This window comes from Collinsella sp. AM10-26 (assembly GCF_003472525.1).
In the GTDB taxonomy this organism is placed as follows: Bacteria; Actinomycetota; Coriobacteriia; order Coriobacteriales; family Coriobacteriaceae; genus Collinsella.
The window spans coordinates 176707-197497 of the sequence record NZ_QRMC01000003.1 but is presented as its reverse complement, the minus strand read 5'-3'; the positions used below and the strand labels follow the sequence as shown (position 1 = coordinate 197497).

The window sequence follows — 20791 nt, the reverse complement described above, 5'->3', positions numbered from 1 at the left end:
AAGGAGTCCCCATGGACACCAATCATTCCCCCGTCATCAGTCCCCTCACCATGCGTGAATCCGCCCGAGGTATCACGCTCACCAGCATTTACGATGAGATGCTCGCCCGTCGCGAGCTCTCCGTCATGGGAAACATCGAAACCCCGATGGCCCACGACCTGTGCCAGCAAATCCGCCTGCTCGATGCCACCGACCCCAGCCGTCCCATCACCATATTTGTCGCCAGCACCGGGGGAAGCGTTCGATCGGGTCTTGCTATCTATGACGCCATGCGCCTCGCATCGTGCCCCATCCGCACCGTCTGTCTGGAATTCGCCGCGTCCATGGGCGCCGTGATCTTTATGGGCGGCGACGATCGCCGTATGGCGCCCCATGCGGAGCTCATGATTCACGACCCGCTGATCCCCCAGGGGGCAGGCGGCTCGGCACTTGCGCTGCAGGAAACCAGCCGGCGTCTCATGCAGACCCGCAAGACCCTCACGCAAATCCTCTCGGACCGCAGCGGTCTCACGCCCAAGCGTATCCAGTCCCTCACTGCAAAAGACACCTACCTTTCGGCCGAGCGCGCCGTCGAACTCGGCTTTGCCCACGAAATCCTCTCGACCACCAAGGAGGTCGCCCATGTCTAACCTCGCCAGCCGCCTCGCCGCATCTGAGTCCGCATCGTCCACCATCCTCGCCAAGGATCGAACGCTTTCCTGCGACACCCGCCAAACGGGACTCAACAACAATGCACTTGTGATCGGCCCCTCGGGAGCCGGCAAGACCCGAAACGTCCTCAAGCCCAACCTGCTGCAAATGAACGCAAGCTACATCGTGCTCGACACCAAAGGCACGCTCTGTCGCGAAGTGGGACCCGTGCTGGCAGCCCACGGTTACCGCGTGCAATGTCTCAACTTCGCCGACCTCAACACCGTCCCGGTCCTTGCATGCGGCATCGAGCGCTGCGGCTACAACCCCCTAAGGCACATTCGCCGCAAGGCGGACGGCAGGCCCAACCAGCAGGACATCCTCTCGGTGGCAAAGGCCATCTGCCCCATCGAGGACAACAACCAGCCTTTTTGGGATCATGCGGCGGCAAACCTGCTGTCGTGTCTTATCGCCTACGTCACCGAACAGCTACCCGCCGAGGAGCAGACGATCAGCTCGGTCATCAAGCTGATCGAGCACCTGCAGGACGGTGCCACGGGTCGATTGTTTGACGACCTGATCACGACCGACCCCCAAAGCTATGCCCTCTCGCTATGGCGGCGCTACGCCATTACGCAAAATGCCGAGCGCATGCACGCAAGCATCGTCGGCATCCTTGCCGAAAAGGTCATGTGTCTGGGATTCGACGGTGCGGCACAGCTCTATCGTGAGTGCCACCAGGTGGACTTCGCTTCCATGGGACACACCCCCTGCGCCCTGTTTGTAACCGTGAGCGATATTGACCGCAATCTCGATCCGCTGACCGGCCTCTTTATTTCGCAGGCGTTTATGGGCCTCATTCGTGAGGCCGATAGGCAGCCCGACGGCAGCCTGCCCGTGCCCGTGCGCTTTATGCTCGATGACTTCGCAAATCTGCAGATCCCCCAGATCGACAACGTGCTCTCGATTATCCGAAGCCGCAACATCTGGGCAACGCTGCTGCTGCAGTCGACCAACCAGCTCGATGCGCTCTATGGCGAGGCACGCGCACGCTCCATCATGGGCAACTGCGACACGCATCTGGTGCTGGCGTTCCAGGATCCCGAGAGTGCCCGGGCGTTTTCCGACCGCGCCGACGCGCTGCCCAGCACGCTCATGGCGACGCCGATTGATCGCTCGTGGCTCTTTGTACGCGGTCGCACTCCCGAACAGGTCGAGCGCTTTAGGCTCGAAGACCATCCGCTCTACGGGGAGCTGCCCGAGGCGCAGCGAGGCCATGCGGAGGCCGAGATCTAGGCGCAGGGTTCTCGCGGCGCGCGGCGCCCCGGCGATGTTCCACAAAGGCCGTGCGCCCCGGGACCACGGCAAAGCAAAGGGGCCAGCATCCGATAGGATACGGGCCCCTGACTATAAGACGCGATGCGTTAACAGCAGCGACTACTTGCGATGCGCGCGATAGAACTCGATGAGCGCCTGGGTCGAAGCGTCCTGCTCGGCCTTGGCGGCGTCGTCATGGAAGGCCGGAGTGATCTGCTTGGCAAGCTGCTTGCCCAGCTCGACGCCCCACTGGTCGTAGGAGTCGATACCCCAGACCGTGCCCTCGACAAACGTGATGTGCTCGTACAGGGCGATGAGCTCGCCGAGTGCGAACGGGGTCAGCGTATCGCCGAAGATCGAGGTCGTCGGGCGATTGCCCTCAAAGCAGCGAGCCGGAACGATCTGCTCGGGCGTGCCCTCGGCGCGCACCTCGTCGGCCGTCTTGCCAAAGGCGAGCGCCTTGGTCTGGGCCAAGAAGTTGCCCAGGAACAGCTCGTGGACATCCTGACCGCTGTCGGTTGCGGGGTTGGCAGTGTTGGCGAAGGCAATGAAGTCGGCCGGGACCACCACGGTGCCCTGGTGCAGCAGCTGGTAGAAGGCATGCTGGCCGTTGGTGCCGGGCTCGCCCCAGAAGATCTCACCGGTGTCGGAGGTCACGGCGCTGCCGTCCCAGCGGACATGCTTGCCGTTGGACTCCATAGTGAGCTGCTGCAGGTAGGCCGGGAAACGGTGCAGGTACTGGCAGTACGGAAGCACGGCGTGGCTCTTGGAACCAAAGAAGTTAACGTACCAGACGTTGAGCAGGCCCATCAGCGCGACGGCGTTGTTCTCGAGCGGGGTGTTGCAGAAGTACTCGTCGATGGCGTGGAAGCCCTCGAGGAACTGCTGGAAACGCTCGGGGCCGAGCACGACGATCAGCGACAGGCCCACGGCGGAGTCAACGGAATAGCGGCCGCCGACCCAGTTCCAGAAGCCAAAGGCGTTGGCCGGGTCGATACCGAAGGCCTCAACCTTCTCGAGTGCGGTGGAAACGGCGACGAAGTGCTTTGCCACGGCCTCGGCGTTCTGTTCATTGGAACCATCGATGGCGCCCTGAGCCTTGAGCTGCTCGAGCATCCAGGTCTTGACCTCGCGGGCGTTGGTGAGGGTCTCGAGCGTGGTGAAGGTCTTGGAGACGATGATCACGAGCGTGGTCTCGGGATCGAGGCCCTTGAGCTTCTCGGCCTGGTCGTTGGGGTCGATGTTGGAGATATAGCGGCAATCGATACCGGCGTCGGCATAGGGACGCAGGGCCTCGTAAGCCATGACCGGACCCAGATCGGAGCCGCCGATGCCGATGGACACCAGGTGCTCGATCTTCTTGCCGGTAACGCCTTTCCACCCACCGGAGCGCACGCGCTCGGCGAAGGCATACATGCGGTCAAGGACCTCGTGCACGTCGGCGACAACGTCCTGGCCGTCGACGATGAGCTGGCCCTTCTCGCTGGCCGGGCGGCGCAGCGCGGTATGCAGGACGGCACGGTCCTCGGTGGTGTTGATGTGCTCGCCGGAGAACATGGCGTCACGGCGCTCCTCGAGTTTCACCTCGCGGGCAAGGTCGCACAGGAGCTTGACGGTCTCGTCGGTCACCAGGTTCTTAGACAGGTCGAAGTGCAGGTCACCGGCGTCAAAGCTCAGCTTGTTCACACGCTCGGGATCGGCGGCGAACCAGGCCTTGAGGTCGATACCCTCGGCCTCGAGCTTCTCCTGATGAGCCTCGAGCGCCTTCCAAGCGTCAGTCGACGTAGCATCGATAGGTGCGGCAACAGTTGCCATAAAGTCCTCCTCGGCATACGGGCGCACGCCTCCATGCGCCCGGACATTCAGATTCCACTATTCTAACGCAGGTCAAGACTACAATCAGCGAGCGTTGCCAATCGGCCCCCAAACGGCAACCGACCAAATAGGGACAGGTTTATTTTGGCAGGTCAAACGCTTTACCTACCAAAATTAACCTGTTCCTTCCTGGCAAATATTAGGCCGCGGCGCAGACGCTACCGAGCAACTCACGCAGAGGAGACCCAATGCCCTCCAGCAGTTCGGGCGCGATAATGGCAAAAACCGGAACCTCACCGGTGCCCACGACAGCAGGCACCTTGCCCTCCGAGACAATGCATCCATAAGGCACAAAGCCGTCTTCGCCGGCATCGAGCGTCGCCATGCGACGGGCGAGTTCGCGTGCAAAGCCGGCAGTATCGGCATCGCCAATCGCCAAGACAAAGTCCACGCCTTCGTCGGTCGCCAGGGCCACGGCTTCGTCGATCGGCTCGTCTCCCCCGTCGCCCTCAACCGAGCCGCAGCGGAAAAGCACGCGCTCGAGCAGAGCTCGATCAAGCGAGCCGAGTGCCGCCGAGACAAGCTCATCGCGCGTATGCTTGTCGCCACCCAGCACGACCAACGCCTTGGTGCCACCGTAGTGAGCGACCAATCGTCCGCACCAGCGAGCCACGTCTCCATCCGCAACAAGGCGCGTCGGCATACCAAACCCATAATTGACCATCTTTCCCACAACCCCTCCGTGCGTATAGGCGGTATCAATCGTTAGGCCCATGCTACGAAGCGAGGTTTTCCGAGCTGTTTCGCACTCTTTAGAGCCGCGTTAAAAACCCGATGCAGCCGCACGACCATACCTACCAAAACAAACCAGTCCCTTTTTGGCAGGTTTTGACGATGTCCGCGCAAGCAGGTATTATCGAACAGGTATTCGATAAGAACATGTGTTTGATGGGAGGGCACGCGTGGAGCACGAGCAGCATACCTATATCTGCATCGACCTTAAGACGTTCTACGCCAGCGTCGAGTGTGTCGACCGCGGGCTCGACCCACTCACCACGTGCCTGGTCGTTGCCGACGAATCGCGCGGACGCACGACCATCTGTCTTGCCATCACGCAGGCCATGAAAGACCTCGGGATACACAACCGCTGCCGTCTGTTCGAGATTCCCGACGGCATCGACTACATCAAGGCCGTACCGCGCATGCAGCACTACATGGAGGTGTCGGCGAAAATCTACGGCATCTATCTGGAATACGTGAGCCCGCAAGACATTCACGTCTATTCAATCGACGAGTGCTTTATCGACGTGACGCCCTATCTAGACCTCTACCACACCGATGCCGAAGGGTTCGCCTGCATGTTGCGCGACGAGGTCCTCGCGCGCACCGGCATCACGGCCACCGTCGGTATCGGCCCCAACCTATTCCAGGCTAAGGTGGCGCTCGATATTACCGCAAAGCACGTACCCAGCCGCATCGGCATACTCGATAACGAAACCTTTCGCAAGGAGATCTGGCCGCATCGACCCATCACCGATATCTGGGGTATCGGCCCCGGTGTGGCGGCCCGGCTCGAAAAGTACGGCGTCTACGACCTGATGGGCGTAGCCGCGCTCGACGAAAACCTGCTTTACGATGAACTCGGCGTCAATGCCGAGTATCTCATCGACCACGCCTTCGGGCGCGAGCCGACAACCATCGCCGATATCCAAGCCTATCGCCCGCAGGCAACCTCAACCACCACAGGACAGGTGCTCTCAAAGGGCTATGCCTACGAGCAGGCCTACACCGTCTTGCGCGAGATGGTCGACAACGCCGTACTGGACTTGGTCGATAAGCACGTGGTGTGTGACAGCATCTCGCTCTTCGTGGGCTACGCGAGCGAGCGAGCCGACATACGCCGACTCGATGCCAGCGGCACGGCGCAATATGTAGACGGATGCGGACACCTGCGCTCGAGCACGTCAGGTATCGAGCCTACCGCGACCGCCGGCCCAGAACTCGCGCCCCGTGCGCCCAAGCCCGTCCAGCGCGATGACGAACGGCGTCGCCTGGTGCGCGAGGCGCAGGCAATCGACGGCATCTTTGTGGGGGAACACGGCGGCAAACCGCGCGGTGGCTATGCCGCACTCTTCGCGCACTCCAACGCCTCGCGAAAACTGCCCGAGCGCACCAATTCATTTAAGAAGATCATGGGTTACTTCGATGAGCTCTGGGCGCAGACTGTCGACCCCAAACGACCGATCAAGCGCATCAACCTGGGCTTTGGCAATCTCATGCCCGAGGAATTCGCTACCGTCGATCTGTTCAGCGACGTCGAGGCCGACGAGCGCGAACGCGATCTGGCGCGCGCCGTGTTGGCCGTGAAAGGCAAGTACGGCAAGAACGCCCTGGTCAAAGGATTGAGCTTTACCGCCGGCGCCACCGCACGCGAGCGCAACGATCAGGTAGGAGGACATCGTGCCTAAGCCCCAACAACAACCGATGCGGCCGCCGACACCATTTGAGCGCCTGGCGGACCCCGAGGGAAGACGTCGTTCCGCCGACCCCAAACTCACCGCCAACGGCGCCGTTCGCGCCGGGCGCGCCGCGCAGTTTATGCCCTTCGCCGCTCTCACGGGATACTACGAGCTCGTACGCAAGCAAGAAATCACTGTCGAGCCCAAATGCGAACTCACGGAAGAAAAAGCCCTCGAGCTTTCGAAAAAGCTCGAGGGCCTCAAACGCGGCGACTTGGTTCGCGTCACCTATTACGATACGTACGGTTATCGTAGCCGTACCGGCATTCTCGATGAAGTGCTCCCCGCATTCAAGCTGCTCAAACTCCGAGACATCGCCATCGGCTTCGACGATATCCAAGACATCGAGCTGCGCGGTCGAGCCTAAGCGCAAGCGTACGCCCGGCCCTACGGCTCCATGACGTAATAGCCCGCATCCTTCACGGCAGCCTCAAGCACCTCACGATCGATCGGGTTTTTAGAGCGGATGTACGCCGTGTGGTCTGTATACGTCACTGTGGCTCAAATGCCATCGAGAGCGTTGAGGGCGTTCGTCACATTTTGCGCGCAGCCGCCGCAGCTCATACCGCCAATAAGCAGTTCATCGCTATAGGGGTAGTGAGACACATCGGTGTCCGCGACCGCGACCCTCTTGACCTTCTTTCTGCCCGCCCCATCGCCGCAACAGCATGTGCCATGCGTCGATGCGACAATACGCCGGAATCCAAAAAATAAGCCGGCGGCAATTACGGCAAGCACAATGATGTTTGCAGGGTTGAGCAAATCCTCCATATTGGTTATTTCCTGGGATATCCCTACGACGACGTGCACGAGTTTATCGTCCAGCATGGCGAGAACTACAAGGTCTTTGGAGCCTGGAAGGTCTACACAAATGTCGGGCAAGCGCTTGCGACGTTCGAATCCTACCGCGCTTGCACGCAGCGCCTCACCCATATCTATCAGCATGGCCACAGCCTCGCAAAACTTGCCCAGGCAACCCGATAGAACATACAAACCGCGGCCGCACGCCGCACAACCGAAAGGAAAACATATGAGTAAGATCGCAGTCGTCTACTGGAGCGGCACAGGCAACACCGAAGCCATGGCAAACCTCGTTGCCGAGGGCGCGGCGTCAGCCGGCGCCGAGGCAGAGGCCACCTGTCGCGCCCTTGGAGCCGAGCTCGCCTAACGGCGATAAGCTCCGCCCATACGCGGCTCTGCACCAAAACACATTCGCATCCCAACAAAAACGGGGCTGGATCCAGATCCAGCCCCGTTTTCTGCTATGTCAGCCACATAAAACAGCTACGAGATATTGCCCAAAAACGCCTTAGTGCGCTCGCTCTTGGGATGGTCGAAGACCTCGCTCGGCGTGCCCTCCTCCACGATAACGCCGCCGTCCATAAAGACGACGCGGTCGGCGACGTCGCGGGCAAAGCCCATCTCGTGCGTCACCACGATCATCGTCATGCCGTCACGCGCAAGATCGCGCATGACGCCAAGGACGTCGCGGACGAGCTCGGGGTCAAGCGCCGACGTAGCCTCGTCAAAGAGCATCACGTGCGGGTTCATCGACAGGGCGCGGGCGATCGCCACGCGCTGCTGCTGGCCGCCCGAAAGCTGGCTCGGCATAAAGTCGATGCGCTCGGCAAGACCGACCTTGGTCAACTCCTCGATGGCGATCTTCTCGGCCTCTTCCTTACTGCGCTTGAGCACCTTTTGCTGCGCAAGCATGACGTTCTTTTTGACCGACAGGTGCGGGAACAGATTGAACTGCTGAAACACCATGCCCAAGTGCGTGCGTACCTTATTGAGGTCGACGCCCTTGGCACACACATCCACGCCCTCAACGACAATCGAGCCGCTCGTGGGATGCTCCAGGCGATTGATGCAGCGAAGCATCGTCGACTTACCCGAGCCCGAGGGGCCCAGGACCACGACGACCTCGCCCTTGTGCACATCCAGATCGATGTCGCGCAGGACCACGTTATCGCCAAAGGCCTTCTGGAGATTCTTGATGCTGACGACGACCTCGTTCGAGTTATTGGTTTCGCTCATAATAGAACCTCCTTACAGACCTGCAATATGATCGGCGGGTGTCGCGACAACCTGTCCGGCGCTCTTGGTGGGACGCTTCTTTTTGGTTTCGGCCGTCCCCAGAAGCCTCGCCTCAAGACCGCTCACCAAGCGCGCAAGCGGCAGGGTAATGACCAGATAGAACAGAGCGGCAACCACATACGGCGTGATGGAGCCCGTCGTCGCCACGATGGTGCGGGCATTCATGACGATCTCGACCACGCCCACGGCGGCGAGCAGTGACGTATCCTTGTAAAGCAGGATAAACTCGCTGGTCAGCGTAGGCAGGACATTGCGGAACGTCTGCGGAATCATAACGTAGAGCAACGTCTGGAAGGCATTCATGCCCAGCGAGCGGGCAGCCTCGTTTTGGCCCTTGGGAATCGACTGAATACCGGCACGGAAGATCTCGCACAGGTACGCAGACGAGTTCATGGCCATGACGATAACGCCCAAGACGTAGTCGTCCACCTTGACGCCGGCAAGTGGCAGGCCAAAGAACGCGATATAGATCTGCAGGAACGCCGGCGTACCACGGATGATATTCACGTAGATGCCGGCAAGACAGCGCAGGATGCGCGACTTGGAGATGCGCATGAGCGACAAGGCGAAGCCAAAGGGGATTGCCAGCGGAAACGCCACAAGCACGATCGAGAGCGACATAAGGAAGCCCTTAAATACGACCGGCAGGCTCTGGACCAAAATGACCGGGTTCAAGAACAGGCGCAGGAACATATTGGAATTCCAAGCCTCGACCCACGGCTGTTCCTTAAGATCGGCCTGGAAGTTATCGAAGGCCGTCACGCCCTTAATCTCGACGGAAGGAATCTTGGAAATCTTCTTGGTCGAACTGTCGGCGAGCGTATAGGTGCCGCTAAAGGCCTCGTCGCCGCCTTCGACGGGGAAGGTCACGCCGTACACCTCGACACGGAAAAAGCCGCCGGCAGGCGCCGTCTCGCCAAAGTCGATCTTGAGCGTCTGGCCATCAGCCGTGCACGTGGGCTTCATGGGTGTGCGATCCATGAGGTCCTCGCCCGAGAGCATCGTCAATCGCGTGTCATCGGTACCAAACGTCGTGCCGTCGACAAACGTCAGCGAAAGACCGCTCAGCTCCTCGTCGGCATCGGCCTGAACTTCCCAGGTAATGCGTGTCTCGGTGCCGCCGACCACATCGCTGCCCGAGCCGGTGTTGGGTCGGGCAGTGATCTTTGCGGTCTCAAGCGCCTGGGCGGTCGAGGGTGCATATGCCCCCGCACACACCAGCGCGAGCGCCACGGCCATGGCGCAGGCTAGCTTTTGGAGCAAGGCGGACCGTGGAGAACGCTGCTCCGCGGTCCCTTTGTTCAATCGAGACAAGGTGGCTCCTATCGTAGAAGTTGCCTGCAAAACAAGACGGAAACGCTCTCCGTCGAGAGAAGCGCAAAGGCCCTCTCCGCAAAACGGAAAGGGCCCGCACGCAATCAAGCATTAATTTACTTGATGTTGTACTTAGCCATGAGAGCGTCAACGGTACCGTCATCGGTCAGGTCCTTGATGGCCTGGTTGATGTCGTCCTTGAGCTTGGTGTTGCCCTGATTGACGGCGATGGCGTACTCCTCGCCAGTGCTGATCTGCTTGATGGTCTGGCAGGTGTTGAACTGCTCGGCGGTCAGCTGGCTGGCGACGGAGCGGTTGGTGACTACGGCATCGCCCTTATCAGACTGCAGGGCGCTGAAGCACTCGGTGGCGTCCTTGTAGGGAACAATCTTGGCCTTGGGGAAGTTCTCCTGGGCAAAGGCCTCGGCGGTCGAGCCGGACTGGACGATAATCGTAGCGTCGGCGTTATTGAGCTTCTCGCTGTAATTGTCAGCCGTGATGTCGGTGTTATCGACCTTGGTCACGATAGCCTGGTCATCCATGTAGTAGGAGTCGGAGAAAGCGACTTCCTTCTCACGCTCGGGCGTGTTGGTGATAGCCGCGATGGAGACGTCATACTTGGCGCCCGAAGCGACACCCGGAACCAGCGTGTCGAAGTCGTTGTTGACGTACTCGACATCCAGGCCCAGCTTGTCGGCGATAGCCTTGATGAGCTCAAGGTCAAAGCCCTGATAGTCGCCGTTGTCGTCCTTATACTCAAACGGAGCGTATTCGGCAGAGGTGCCGACGGTCAGCGTGCCGTCCTTGACGAGCGCATACTCCTTGGAGCCGTCGACCTTCTCGACCTTCGCGTTGTCAGGGCTGCTGGAACCGGCATCGGAACCAGAGGTGGCGTTGGACGAACCACAGCCCGTCAGTGCAAGAGCGAGCGCCATGGCGCCCGTGGCTGCAAACGCGCCAAGCTTCTTGAGCTTCATAATCAGTCTCCTTCCAGTGACCCCGTTTGATTCAGAGGTCTGCAAAAACTGTTGGCTATTATGCACCCGCTTGTAGGAATCTGCAATGAGAAAACTGATTGAAACAAGCCCATAACGTGAATGAAACACCCACTTTGTGGCTGTTAATTACTGCGCAAAGACCTTAAGAGTTTTATTTCAGCCGCATAACCTGCAAGTTCGTTCGGTGTCTCCAAAATGAAAGGCAACGCACGCAGACGGTCATTCGATACAATATTCTGCATAACCTGCATACCGCCGCCAAGCTCCTCGCTACCAAGGTAGCCCTTACCGATGCACTCGTGACGATCTTTATGGGCGCCACAGGGGTTCTTCGAATCGTTGATGTGTACGGCACGCAAGCGGTCGATACCCACCACGCGGTCGAACTCGTCGAGTACGCCGTCCAGATCATGGATGATGTCGTAGCCGGCATCGCTCACATGGCAGGTGTCTAGGCAAACGCCCAACTTGACCGACAGCTCGGGGCGTTTGCCGGCAACGCCCTGGATGATGAGCGCCAGCTCCTCAAAGCTACGGCCCACCTCGGTACCCTTTCCCGCCATGGTCTCGAGCAGCACCGTCGTCTGCTGCCCCTCAAACATCACCTGACACAAGGTGTCGACGATCATCTGAATGCCGGCATCAGTCCCCTGCCCCACATGCGCGCCGGGGTGGAAGTTGTAGTAGTTGCCGGGCAGCGCTTCCAGGCGCTGCAAGTCCTCGGCCATTGCCTCCAAGGCAAACTCGCGCGCCCGCTCTTTGGCAGAACAGGGGTTATAGGTATACGGGGCGTGTGCCACGAGCGGACCAAAATCGTTTTGCTCCATAAGCTCGCGCAGGGCTGCCACGTCATCCATGTCAAGGTCTTTCGCCTTGCCGCCGCGCGGGTTGCGCGTAAAGAATGCAAAGGTATTGGCGCCAATGGACAGCGCCGTCTCCCCCATTGCCCGATAGCCCTTCGTCGTGGATAGGTGACACCCGATCGTCAGCATCCCCAGCTCCCCCTCATCAGTTGCTGTGAAATACGGTCTATTGATGCCTTATTTTGGCGCAAACAGACCGTATTCCACCGCACGTTATAAAAGGGTCATGAGGAGCGCGTTTTGCCGAAGGCCCTAAGCGCCGCCGTCACGGGGCCGGGCTGAAAACGGCGGCGTACGGCGTCCAAGCGCCCGGGGATATCGATGTGCTGCGGACAATGCCGCGCGCATTTGCCGCATTTGACGCAATTGCTCACCAACTTGGGCTCGCTTGTGCGCACCGCGCTCGCCGTAAAGTACTGCGATAGACCCGTAAACCAGCTGTGCGCATAGCTCGCGTTGTAGGCGGCAAAGCAGCCGGGAATGTTGATACCCTTGGGACACGGCATGCAGTAGCCGCATCCCGTGCAGGGCACACGGTTCGATTTTTCAAACTCCGTCAGCACGCGCGCGATGGCATCGAGCTGAGTAGCTGTCATCGAATCCGGCAGGGCCCGATCGGCCAACACTGCGTTCTCATCCACCTGCACGGTATCGGTCATACCCGAAAGCAGCATCGTCACCTGAGGATGATTCCACACCCACGAAAGACCCCAGGCGGCAGGAGTGCGCAAATGCGGGTCACGGGCACTATCGAGCACGGCGCGGGCCCGCGGCGGCAGTTTACCCGCTAGACGACCGCCCAGCAGCGGCTCCATCACAAACACCGCGAGCCCGCGCTCCGCAGCCGCCATGAGTCCCGCCGTTCCCGCTTGGTAATACTCGCCGGCATAGTTGTACTGGATCTGGCAAAAATCCCAGTCATATGCGTCAAGCATCGTAAGGAAGTCCGCCGCGCTGCCGTGGTACGAAAAACCAATCTGGCGAATGCGCCCCGCCGCCTTTTGACGCGCGATCCAGTCCTCGATGCCCAACGCCACCACACGTTCCCACTGGGCGGGCGAGGTAATGTTGTGCATGAGGTAATAGTCGATATGTTCGGTCCGCAGGCGGCGCAGTTGCTCGTCGAAGAACCGGTCGAAATCCTCCGCGCATTTGCACGAAGCATGCGGCAGCTTGGTCGCGAGCAAAACCTGGTCGCGTAGGCCTAGGCGCTCAAGCGAAGCGCCCACACAAGCCTCGTTGCCGGGATAGAGATAGGCCGTGTCCAGGTAGTTAATCCCCTGCTCCACCGCACGGGAGATGATGGCGTCGGCGGTCTTCGCATCCGGGCGTCCCGGCGCACCGGGAAACCTCATGCAGCCCAGTCCCAACGCCGAGATACGGTTGCCGCTTTTGGGGTCAACGCGATATTGCACGGCCCCTCCCCTCCCATCGAAGTCCTGACAAGGCGAAACAAACCCGTCACGTCATCGAAACACATCGGAATCGCAATCGAGAACGTATCGTAACGCAGCAGAAATCGAGCCGTCACGGCACCGCTTTAACATCAGCAAAAAGCCCGATGAAAGGAGCCACCCATGCCCGCGCTCGACCTTTGGAACCTCGCATCCCAGCTCAAAAGCACCGATTATCGCTGGGTCGACCTCACCCACACGCTCTCGTGCGACACCCCACACTGGTTTGGCTTTAAGCCGTTTGAGTCCACCAAGCTCTTCGACTACCTGCCCGATACGCCCGAAGACATGCTCGCGCCCATGCGATGCTTCCAGTATTCGGTCGCCTCGCAGTACGGCACCCACGTCGACGCACCGCGGCATTTCCATGTCGATGGCCGTTCCCTTGGCGAGATTAAACCTATCGAGTTTATGCATCCGCTCTGCGTAATCGACAAGCACGAGGAGTGCGCCGCAAACCCCGACTTTATCCTGACCGTCGATGACCTCAAGGCTTGGGAGGCCGAGCACGGCCGCATTCCCGAGGACGCTTTTGTCGCCTTCCGCTCCGACTGGTCCAAGCTCGCCGACCTCGAAAACAAGGACGAAGCTGGCCAGCCTCACTACCCCGGCTGGGACCTCGACGCCATCAAATGGCTCGTGGGAGAGCGCAACATCGGCGCCATCGGCCACGAACCGGCAGACACCGACCCCGCGACCGTGACCACGCGCGAGGACGCCTACCCTTACCCGGGCGAGCAATACATCCTTTCGGTCGACCGTTACCAAATCGAAGTCATGGATCATCTGGATGAGCTTCCCGCCACGGGTGCTGTCATCTTCTGCACCTTCCCCAAAGTGCGTGATGGCGTCGGATACCCCGCACGCGTCTTTGCGGTCTGCCCCGCGTCATAAGTTCCCGTGTTCCCATGCGTTCGTTCTTCTAAATACCGCTATCCGGCGCACACAACATACCCCGACAGCATACAATCCATCAGGCGCCCCGTACGTGGGCGCCTTTTTATGGGGAGATGATTCATATGCAGATCAACAAGGTCGCCTTCATCGGCAAGGGCGGTGTCGGCCTACTCTACGGCAGCATGATCGCCCAAGCGCTCGGCAACGACGCTGTTGAATATGTCATGGACGACGCACGCTTTGAGCGCCACGCGGGCGATGCGCTCAATATCAACGGCAAGCCCTGCGCGCTCAAGTCCGTCCGCGCGAGCGAGGCGACGCCCGTCGACCTGGTCATTCTCACTGTCAAGACAACCGGGCTCGATATGGCACTCAAAACCATGGAAAGCGTCGTGGGTCCCGACACGCTGATTGCGTCACTGTGCAACGGCATCACGAGCGAACAAAAGATTGCCGAACGCTTTGGCTGGAAGCACACCGTCCTGGGCATCTGCCAGGGCATGGACGCCGTATTCCTCAACGGAGAGCTCACCTATGCCAATGCCGGCGAAATCTGCTTTGGCGCGGCAGCAGGCACCGAGCTCGCAACCGTCACCGCCATCGACGAGCTCTACACGCGTTGCAGTATCGCCCACACCGTCGAGCACGACATATCACATCGTATGTGGGCCAAGCTCATGCTGAACGACGGCATCAACCAAACCTGCATGGCCTACGGCGGCACCTACGGAAGCGCCACGGAGAAGGGATCCGAGCAGCTCCGCAGTTTTGTCTCCGCCATGCGCGAGACGCTTGCGGTCGCCAACGCCGAGGGCATCGAGCTCACCGAAGCGGATCTGACGCAGATGGTGCACCTCATCGAAGGGCTCGATCCCGTCGGCATGCCCTCGATGGCACAGGACCGCATCGCACGACGCAAGACCGAGGTCGAGGAGTTTGCGGGTACCATCTGTCACCTCGCGGCCAAGCATGATATCCAAGTGCCGCAAAACGAATGGCTCTATTCGCGCATCCGCGAAATCGAGGCCAGCTGGTAGCGCTCGACATACCGCAGCCAACAGACTCAACGGCAAAACCGCCGCAAGGGACATTCCACTTGCGGCGGTTTCCTGCTTCATCTATAGCTAAAACCAGCTTCACGGCTGTTAGAGTTGCGAGCCCCGCATCTCGTCCTCATCCTCACGGCAAAGGACGACGCCGGCGCTTCCCAGCGCAGCGACAGCAATCAGGGCCCCCACAACGATAGGAGCAGCTCCGCACAAGCCCTGCATGCCCGCGACAAGCGCGGCTGTAGGACCAAGACAACCCAGCGCAAGTGCAACGGCGGCAATAGCGATATCTCGAGCGTTCATGAGACCACTTCCTCCACGGGAAAGACCTTGCTTCTCATGACTTAGTGTGCCCCGCTCCCATATGCGCGGTGTACTGCCACGGTAAGCGCTCTGTTAACTCAAGCACGCACAAAAAAACGGGCGTCCTTACGTTGCCCTAAAGCTCGGTAAAGACGCCCATCCGCCAAATATCCGTGATGCAGAATAATTACCAACCGGTGTAGTAGTCGGTGGTTCCGGCAGCGCAGCCGGAGTCATAGACCTTGCAATCACCCTTGGAGCCCGTAAAGGTCGAGCCCTGGGCCATATCGCCCGCGGCAACAACGTAATAGCCGTCGGAATCGCGCCAAAAGCCCTCAGAATCCTGAGTCCATTCGCCCGTGCGATAGTGATAAAGCACGTTGCTGCTGTAATAGGTCTCACGACGCCCGTTGTAGTAATTTACACCCGCAGAGCGCGTCAGGCCCGATCCGTTCGCGTAAGACGCGGCAGACGCGTAGGACGGATTGTAACCGGCGTTGTAGTACGAAGCCTGGGCGACCTCGGCAGCCTCGGCTTCGGCCGCGGCAGCCTCGAGCGCTTCGCACTTGGCATTCTCAAGCGCAGTGCGCAGCTCATCGAGCTCGGTCGACCTGGCGTCGACCTCCCCCATCGTCAAAAGGCTACCCGCACCGTCGATGCAACCCTGCAGCACAGCGCGCTCGTCATCGGTAGCATAGTCGCCATACATATTCATAATGATCTGAGCGCGCATCTCCAAGGAATCGCGCTTGGCCTCCATCGAGGCGTTCCACTCCTGCATAGAGCCATAACCATCGCCGCGATAGTCAACGGGCTGTACCAGTGTCGTCTCGGACGGCGTAGATCCAACCGTATCGGACAGTGTTGCGGCGTGGGCATCGGTTGCGCCGGCGCCCACCAAAAGTGCCACGGTCAGAGCGGCGGAAAGGGCGGCGGCTTTCGGTTTTCGTGAATCGATCCTCATGTAGCTGGAAACCTCCGTAGTGCGTTTTTGCTGCGTTTGAGCTGTGTGTGATTCGATCGCGCTGCATAGTACCCCGAGCAAATCGCGACCTGCGGTTTTACTCAAAAGGCGCACGTCAATTGCGTAAAACTCACATCCTCTCAACAGGAGTTTTCCACAACTCGAATGCATAAAGCATGCCAAAAACCCTGTAATATCGCCTTCCCTATGCAAAAAAGGCGCCTGCGCAACCATTGCTTGCGCAGGCGCCTTGAGCAGGCATTTTATGCAGTTATACCTATCGAGTCGCAAGGGGTCCTTGCACAAGTCGCCTTACTCGTCCAGCGCGGCGAAAGCCTGCTTCAGATCCCAAATGATATCCTCGGCGTTCTCGGTACCGATGGAAAGACGGATCGTGGAGGGCGTGATGTTCTGTTCGGCGAGCTCCTCGGCAGAGAGCTGGGAGTGCGTGGTGGTAGCCGGGTGCACGACGAGCGACTTAACGTCGGCCACGTTGGCGAGCAGCGAGAACACCTGCAGATGATCGATGAACTTCCAGGCGGCCTCCTGGCCGCCCTTAATCTCAAAGGTGAAGATCGAAGCGCCGCCGTTGGGGAAGTACTTCTGATAGAGCTCGTGATCGGGGTGCTCAGGCAGGCTCGGGTGGTTTACCTTGGCGACGTGGCTGTCACCAGCCAGGAACTCAACGACCTTCTTGGTGTTCTCGACATGACGGTCAACGCGCAGCGACAGGGTCTCGGTGCCCTGGAGCAGGACCCAGGCGTTAAACGGGCTAATGCAGGCGCCCTCGTCACGCAGCAAGATGGCGCGGACATAGGTCGCGAAGGCGGCAGGGCCGGCAGCCTCGGCAAACGAAACGCCATGGTAGGAGGGGTTGGGCTCGGCAATCTGTGTATACTTGCCGCTCGCCTTCCAGTCAAAGTTGCCACCGTCGACGATCACGCCGCCCAGCGAGGTGCCGTGGCCGCCGATAAACTTGGTCGCAGAGTGAACGACGATGTTGGCGCCGTGCTCCAGCGGACGGAACAGATACGGGGTGCCGAAGGTGTTATCGACGACGACCGGAAGGCCATGCTTCTTGGCGATCTCGGAGATGGCGTCGATGTTGGGGATATCGGAGTTGGGGTTGCCGAGCGTCTCGAGGTAGATAACCGTGGTGTTGTCCTTAATGGCACCCTCGACCTCGTCCAGGTTGTGGGCGTCGACAAAGGTGGTCTCGACACCAAACTGGGAGAGCGTGTGCTCCAGCAGGTTATAGGAACCGCCGTAGATGGTCTTCTGGGCGACCACGTGGTCACCGGCCTGGGCGAGGGCCTGCAGGGCATAGGTGATGGCGGCAGCACCCGAAGCGACAGCGAGACCAGCCACGCCACCCTCGAGCGCGGCGATGCGATCCTCAAAGACGCCCTGAGTGGAGTTGGTCAGACGGCCGTAGATGTTACCGGCGTCGGCAAGACCAAAGCGGTCAGCGGCGTGCTGGGAGTTACGGAACACATAGCTCGTGGTCTGGTAGATAGGCACAGCGCGGGCGTCGGATGCGGGGTCGGCGCTCTCCTGGCCAACATGAAGCTGCAGGGTGTCGAAACCAAAGGTGTGCTCGGGGTTGTTGATGAACTGGCTCATGACGATCTCCTTGATCGAATAAAAAGTAACTAAGAGTGAGAGAAGTTAGTCGCTGCCTCCTGATCACGCCAACGGGCGCAAACAGGAGCCCGGCATTCGTCTTGGTAAGCAGTGCATATGCGGTCCCCCTTTTTGACGTCCCGGTTCCGTGGTCGTCTTAATTACCTACCGCATTTGTGTGTTTTGAATAGTACGAGCGTTGCATCGCTCGGTCAATCACTTAAAAGCGCTAACCTGTTATCGGTTTTTTAGATAGCTATCGAAAGGACGGGCGCCGATGACCCTCCAGCAGCTTCGTTTTCTTATCGCCGTGGCGGAGTCTGGCTCAATTAACGCCGCAGCCCAGCGCCTCTATACCGCGCAGTCCAATATCTCCAACGCCGTCAAAAGCCTAGAGCAGGAGCTCCATCTGGAGATCTTCACGCGCTCCAGCCGCGGCGTCACGCTCACCAACGACGGCACCGAGCTTTTGGGCTATGCGCGCCAGGTCGTAGAGCAGGCCGATATGCTCGAGGCCCGCTACGAGGACGGCGGCACACCCCAGGCGCGCCTTGCCATCTCGGCCCAGCACTACGCTTTTTCGGTCGAGGCCTTTATCAACGTCGTCGAGCGCTGCCGCGACAGCAAGTTCGAGTTCATCATGCGCGAAACCACCACGTCGCAAATCATCGACGACGTCCGCGCATTTCGCAGCGATATCGGCATTCTGTATCTGGATGACTTTAATGCCCGCGTCCTGCAGAAGACCTTTACCGACGCCCGCGCGAGCTTCCATCCCCTCTTCGATGCAACAGTCCACGTCTTCGTGAGCGAACGCCACCCACTCGCACGTCGTGCCCAGCTATCGCTTGCCGACCTCACGCCCTACACGCGCTACAGCTTTGAGCAGGGAACCTCAAATTCCTTCTATTACGCCGAGGAACCGTTTAGCTATATCCCCTGCGATCGAAACATTCGCATCTCGGACCGCGGAACGCTCACCAACCTGCTCATCACGTCGAACGGCTACACCTTGTCGACCGGCGTCCTCTCCAATGAAATGCAATGGGGCATGGCATCGATCCCGTTGGCAGACGCCCCGACGATGCATGTGGGCTATATCATGCACGACGAGCGCAAGCCCTCTCCCCTCTTGCAGCAATACCTCAACGAGCTCGGCCGCATCATCCACGAAAGCCAGCCATCTGGAGACGGGATAGATATCATAGATTGCTAGCCCTCGCCGAACGCGGCGCTACAATGGACACCCACGCGAGAAGCGCCTAACGAAAGGAACCATGTGAAGGTCATCATCCATACCGACGGCTCGGCCCGATCAAATCCGGGACGCGGCGGCTACGGCGCCGTGCTCAAATACACCAACCCCGCCGGCAAGACCTTCACCTCCGAGCTTTCACGCGGCTACGCCAAGACCACCAACAACCGCATGGAGCTCATGGCAGTCATCGTGGCACTCGAGGCGCTCAACCGCCCCTGCGACGTCGAAGTCCATTCCGATTCGCAGTACGTCGTCAACGCCTTTAACAAGCACTGGATCGACGGCTGGAAAAAACGCGGCTGGAAGACCGCCAACAAGCAGCCTGTCAAGAACCGCGATCTGTGGGAGCGCCTGCTCACCGCAAAGAGCAAGCACAAAGTGGAGTTCATCTGGGTTAAGGGCCACGCCGGCCATGAGCTCAATGAGCGCTGCGACGAGCTTGCCACCACGGCGGCCGACGGCAGCAACCTCGATATCGACGCCGGCTTTATCGAGAGCGGCCTGTAACGGCGTTTTCGCACGCTATTTCCTGCCCCCTCGCGCTACACTCATCCTGTAAACCGAACGGCACGAGGGGGATACATGCTGCGTATAGCGACCATCGGCACATCCATGATTACCGACGACTTTATCCAGGTCGTCAACGCCAACGACCAAGCCGCGTTTGTGGGCACGCTTTCGCGCGATGCAGATCGCGGCGCCGCCTTCACCACTAAGCACGGCGGCGAGCGTAACTTCACCGCACTTGACGAGCTTGCGTCCGCCGACGACGTCGACGCCGTCTATATTGGCAGTCCCAACGCACTTCACCACAAACAGGCGCTCGCCTGCATCGCCGGTGGCAAGCACGTCATCGTCGAAAAGCCCTTCTGCGCCACCGAGGCACAGGCGCTCGAGGTCTTCCGTGCCGCCGAGGCCGCCGGCGTCGTTGCCCTCGAGGCTATGCGCCCGCTCCACGACCCCGCCTTCCATGCCATCGAGGACGCCCTGGGCGAAATCGCGCCCATTCGCCGCGCCTCGCTGCGCTTTGGTAAGTACTCCTCGCGCTACAACGAGATTCTCGCAGGACGCGCCACCAATATCTTCGACTGCCACATGGCATCGGGTTCCCTTATGGACATCGGCGTCTATACCGTCGAGCCCATGGTCGAGATCTTCGGCATGCCCTCCGGCATCGCCAGCATGACCACGCTGCTCGACCCTGCCACGCAAAAGCTCACGCACGGGCCCATTGACGGCTGCGGCTCCATCCTTGCCAGTTACGGCGGCGGTCGCATCTCGGTTGAACTCGCGCATTCCAAGATCACGAATGACCTGCTGCCCTCGCAAATCGAAGGCGAGCGAGGCACCATCCAGATCGACCATCTGTCCACGCCCCGCAACGTACGCATCGACTATCGCGGTGACGTCGTGCGCGGATCGGCGACCGAGGCCCCACGCGAGCAGGATGACAGCGGCATTGTGCTCGACCTGCCCAAATCGAATAACACCATGGAGTACGAGCTCGCCGACTTTATCACCGCCATCAGCGGCATCGACAACGTCAACGAAGAGATTTGGGAAACGCCGGCCGGGCGCCATGAACTTGGCCACTATCGCGATGTCACGCTTGTCTCGCTGCGTATCATGGATGCCGTGCGCCAGCAGGCCGGCATCGCCTTCCCCGCAGACTCTGAGAAGCAGGCCTAGC

At 59.9% G+C, this 20791-nt stretch carries 21 protein-coding genes and 1 pseudogene; 11 read left to right on the top strand and 11 right to left on the bottom strand.

Annotation, left to right across the window (positions count from 1 at the left end; genetic code table 11):
- Positions 1 to 11 precede the first annotated feature (11 nt).
- The gene (locus DW123_RS03895; RefSeq protein ID WP_117763777.1) at positions 12 to 629 is read left to right on the top strand and encodes an ATP-dependent Clp protease proteolytic subunit; all 618 of its coding nucleotides are present in this window, start codon (positions 12 to 14) and stop codon (positions 627 to 629) included.
- Positions 622 to 1926: a VirD4-like conjugal transfer protein, CD1115 family gene (locus DW123_RS03890; RefSeq protein WP_117763778.1), complete on the top strand. Its 1305-nt coding sequence runs from the start codon at positions 622 to 624 to the stop codon at positions 1924 to 1926. The genes DW123_RS03895 and DW123_RS03890 overlap by 8 nt, the downstream gene beginning before the upstream one ends.
- Before the next feature lie 141 nt (positions 1927 to 2067).
- On the opposite strand, the gene pgi is transcribed toward DW123_RS03890, so the two are convergent.
- On the bottom strand, positions 2068 to 3762 hold the full coding sequence (gene pgi, locus DW123_RS03885) for a glucose-6-phosphate isomerase (protein ID WP_117763779.1): 1695 nt from the start codon (positions 3760 to 3762) through the stop codon (positions 2068 to 2070).
- A 199-nt stretch (positions 3763 to 3961) separates the two neighbouring features.
- Positions 3962 to 4486, bottom strand: a complete 525-nt coding sequence (locus DW123_RS03880; protein WP_233540166.1) for an iron-containing alcohol dehydrogenase — start codon at positions 4484 to 4486, stop codon at positions 3962 to 3964.
- A gap of 238 nt (positions 4487 to 4724) precedes the next feature.
- Here DW123_RS03880 and DW123_RS03875 point away from each other — a divergent pair, with 238 nt between their 5' ends.
- Together DW123_RS03875 and DW123_RS03870 are read left to right on the top strand one after the other, a co-directional pair.
- Positions 4725 to 6230 (top strand): DNA repair protein, encoded by a 1506-nt coding sequence (locus tag DW123_RS03875; protein ID WP_233502232.1) that lies wholly within the window; start codon positions 4725 to 4727, stop codon positions 6228 to 6230.
- Entirely contained in the window at positions 6223 to 6648 is a 426-nt protein-coding gene (locus tag DW123_RS03870) for a hypothetical protein (protein WP_233540162.1), read from the top strand. The genes DW123_RS03875 and DW123_RS03870 overlap by 8 nt, the downstream gene beginning before the upstream one ends.
- A 134-nt stretch (positions 6649 to 6782) precedes the next feature.
- Here the strand turns inward: DW123_RS03870 and DW123_RS09855 are convergent, their stop codons facing one another.
- Entirely contained in the window at positions 6783 to 7052 is a 270-nt protein-coding gene (locus tag DW123_RS09855; protein WP_118273478.1) for a heavy-metal-associated domain-containing protein, read from the bottom strand.
- Between the two features lie 33 nt (positions 7053 to 7085).
- On the opposite strand from DW123_RS09855, the gene DW123_RS09850 reads away from it, so the two are divergent.
- The gene (locus DW123_RS09850; protein ID WP_199570182.1) at positions 7086 to 7265 is read left to right on the top strand and encodes a DUF3793 family protein; all 180 of its coding nucleotides are present in this window, start codon (positions 7086 to 7088) and stop codon (positions 7263 to 7265) included.
- 46 nt (positions 7266 to 7311) lie between these two features.
- A pseudogene (locus DW123_RS03855) lies at positions 7312 to 7410 on the top strand (flavodoxin domain-containing protein); the annotation flags it as partial.
- 155 nt (positions 7411 to 7565) lie between these two features.
- On the opposite strand, the gene DW123_RS03850 reads toward DW123_RS03855, so the two are convergent.
- The 5 genes from DW123_RS03850 to DW123_RS03830 form a co-directional block, all read right to left on the bottom strand.
- Positions 7566 to 8318, bottom strand: a complete 753-nt coding sequence (locus DW123_RS03850; protein ID WP_117629740.1) for an amino acid ABC transporter ATP-binding protein — start codon at positions 8316 to 8318, stop codon at positions 7566 to 7568.
- Positions 8319 to 8330: 12 nt separating this feature from the next.
- On the bottom strand, positions 8331 to 9641 hold the full coding sequence (locus DW123_RS03845; protein WP_118273476.1) for an ABC transporter permease subunit: 1311 nt from the start codon (positions 9639 to 9641) through the stop codon (positions 8331 to 8333).
- 167 nt (positions 9642 to 9808) lie between these two features.
- Entirely contained in the window at positions 9809 to 10669 is an 861-nt protein-coding gene (locus DW123_RS03840; protein WP_118273475.1) for an ABC transporter substrate-binding protein, read from the bottom strand.
- A 143-nt stretch (positions 10670 to 10812) separates the two neighbouring features.
- The gene (locus DW123_RS03835; protein ID WP_117735309.1) at positions 10813 to 11682 is read right to left on the bottom strand and encodes a deoxyribonuclease IV; all 870 of its coding nucleotides are present in this window, start codon (positions 11680 to 11682) and stop codon (positions 10813 to 10815) included.
- Between the two features lie 95 nt (positions 11683 to 11777).
- A complete protein-coding gene (locus DW123_RS03830) occupies positions 11778 to 12968 on the bottom strand; it encodes an aldo/keto reductase (RefSeq protein WP_118273474.1) in 1191 nt (396 codons plus the stop codon).
- Between the two features lie 162 nt (positions 12969 to 13130).
- On the opposite strand from DW123_RS03830, the gene DW123_RS03825 reads away from it, so the two are divergent.
- On the top strand, positions 13131 to 13901 hold the full coding sequence (locus tag DW123_RS03825; RefSeq protein ID WP_117794480.1) for a cyclase family protein: 771 nt from the start codon (positions 13131 to 13133) through the stop codon (positions 13899 to 13901).
- 125 nt (positions 13902 to 14026) lie between these two features.
- Positions 14027 to 14941 carry a ketopantoate reductase family protein gene (locus tag DW123_RS03820; RefSeq protein WP_233540159.1) on the top strand — a complete coding sequence of 305 codons (915 nt, stop codon included), beginning with the start codon at positions 14027 to 14029 and terminating at the stop codon, positions 14939 to 14941.
- Between the two features lie 108 nt (positions 14942 to 15049).
- On the opposite strand, the gene DW123_RS03815 is transcribed toward DW123_RS03820, so the two are convergent.
- The 3 genes from DW123_RS03815 to DW123_RS03805 form a co-directional block, all read right to left on the bottom strand.
- A complete protein-coding gene (locus DW123_RS03815; protein WP_117735313.1) occupies positions 15050 to 15256 on the bottom strand; it encodes a hypothetical protein in 207 nt (68 codons plus the stop codon).
- A 187-nt stretch (positions 15257 to 15443) separates the two neighbouring features.
- Positions 15444 to 16220 carry a hypothetical protein gene (locus DW123_RS03810; RefSeq protein WP_118273473.1) on the bottom strand — a complete coding sequence of 259 codons (777 nt, stop codon included), beginning with the start codon at positions 16218 to 16220 and terminating at the stop codon, positions 15444 to 15446.
- A 312-nt stretch (positions 16221 to 16532) separates the two neighbouring features.
- Positions 16533 to 17843 (bottom strand): O-acetylhomoserine aminocarboxypropyltransferase/cysteine synthase family protein, encoded by a 1311-nt coding sequence (locus DW123_RS03805; RefSeq protein WP_117743871.1) that lies wholly within the window; start codon positions 17841 to 17843, stop codon positions 16533 to 16535.
- A 277-nt stretch (positions 17844 to 18120) separates the two neighbouring features.
- On the opposite strand from DW123_RS03805, the gene DW123_RS03800 reads away from it, so the two are divergent.
- The 3 genes from DW123_RS03800 (at position 18121) to DW123_RS03790 (ending at position 20790) form a co-directional block, all read left to right on the top strand.
- Positions 18121 to 19059 carry a LysR family transcriptional regulator gene (locus DW123_RS03800; RefSeq protein WP_117743872.1) on the top strand — a complete coding sequence of 313 codons (939 nt, stop codon included), beginning with the start codon at positions 18121 to 18123 and terminating at the stop codon, positions 19057 to 19059.
- A 63-nt stretch (positions 19060 to 19122) separates the two neighbouring features.
- The gene (rnhA, locus tag DW123_RS03795) at positions 19123 to 19608 is read left to right on the top strand and encodes a ribonuclease HI (RefSeq protein ID WP_118273472.1); all 486 of its coding nucleotides are present in this window, start codon (positions 19123 to 19125) and stop codon (positions 19606 to 19608) included.
- Between the two features lie 75 nt (positions 19609 to 19683).
- Positions 19684 to 20790, top strand: a complete 1107-nt coding sequence (locus DW123_RS03790) for a Gfo/Idh/MocA family protein (protein WP_117763795.1) — start codon at positions 19684 to 19686, stop codon at positions 20788 to 20790.
- The last annotated feature ends 1 nt before the right edge of the window (position 20791 follow it).

Bases quoted from the DNA above. Each gene is read 5' to 3' on its own strand.
- DW123_RS03895 (WP_117763777.1), top strand. From the start codon at position 12: ATGGACACCAATCATTCCCCCGTCATCAGTCCCCTCACCATGCGTGAA.
- DW123_RS03890 (WP_117763778.1), top strand. From the start codon at position 622: ATGTCTAACCTCGCCAGCCGCCTCGCCGCATCTGAGTCCGCATCGTCC.
- pgi (WP_117763779.1), bottom strand. From the start codon at position 3,762: ATGGCAACTGTTGCCGCACCTATCGATGCTACGTCGACTGACGCTTGG.
- DW123_RS03880 (WP_233540166.1), bottom strand. From the start codon at position 4,486: ATGGTCAATTATGGGTTTGGTATGCCGACGCGCCTTGTTGCGGATGGA.
- DW123_RS09855 (WP_118273478.1), bottom strand. From the start codon at position 7,052: ATGGAGGATTTGCTCAACCCTGCAAACATCATTGTGCTTGCCGTAATT.
- DW123_RS03850 (WP_117629740.1), bottom strand. From the start codon at position 8,318: ATGAGCGAAACCAATAACTCGAACGAGGTCGTCGTCAGCATCAAGAAT.
- DW123_RS03840 (WP_118273475.1), bottom strand. From the start codon at position 10,669: ATGAAGCTCAAGAAGCTTGGCGCGTTTGCAGCCACGGGCGCCATGGCG.
- DW123_RS03835 (WP_117735309.1), bottom strand. From the start codon at position 11,682: ATGCTGACGATCGGGTGTCACCTATCCACGACGAAGGGCTATCGGGCA.
- DW123_RS03825 (WP_117794480.1), top strand. From the start codon at position 13,131: ATGCCCGCGCTCGACCTTTGGAACCTCGCATCCCAGCTCAAAAGCACC.
- DW123_RS03820 (WP_233540159.1), top strand. From the start codon at position 14,027: ATGCAGATCAACAAGGTCGCCTTCATCGGCAAGGGCGGTGTCGGCCTA.
- DW123_RS03815 (WP_117735313.1), bottom strand. From the start codon at position 15,256: ATGAACGCTCGAGATATCGCTATTGCCGCCGTTGCACTTGCGCTGGGT.
- DW123_RS03810 (WP_118273473.1), bottom strand. From the start codon at position 16,220: ATGAGGATCGATTCACGAAAACCGAAAGCCGCCGCCCTTTCCGCCGCT.
- DW123_RS03805 (WP_117743871.1), bottom strand. From the start codon at position 17,843: ATGAGCCAGTTCATCAACAACCCCGAGCACACCTTTGGTTTCGACACC.
- DW123_RS03800 (WP_117743872.1), top strand. From the start codon at position 18,121: ATGACCCTCCAGCAGCTTCGTTTTCTTATCGCCGTGGCGGAGTCTGGC.
- DW123_RS03790 (WP_117763795.1), top strand. From the start codon at position 19,684: ATGCTGCGTATAGCGACCATCGGCACATCCATGATTACCGACGACTTT.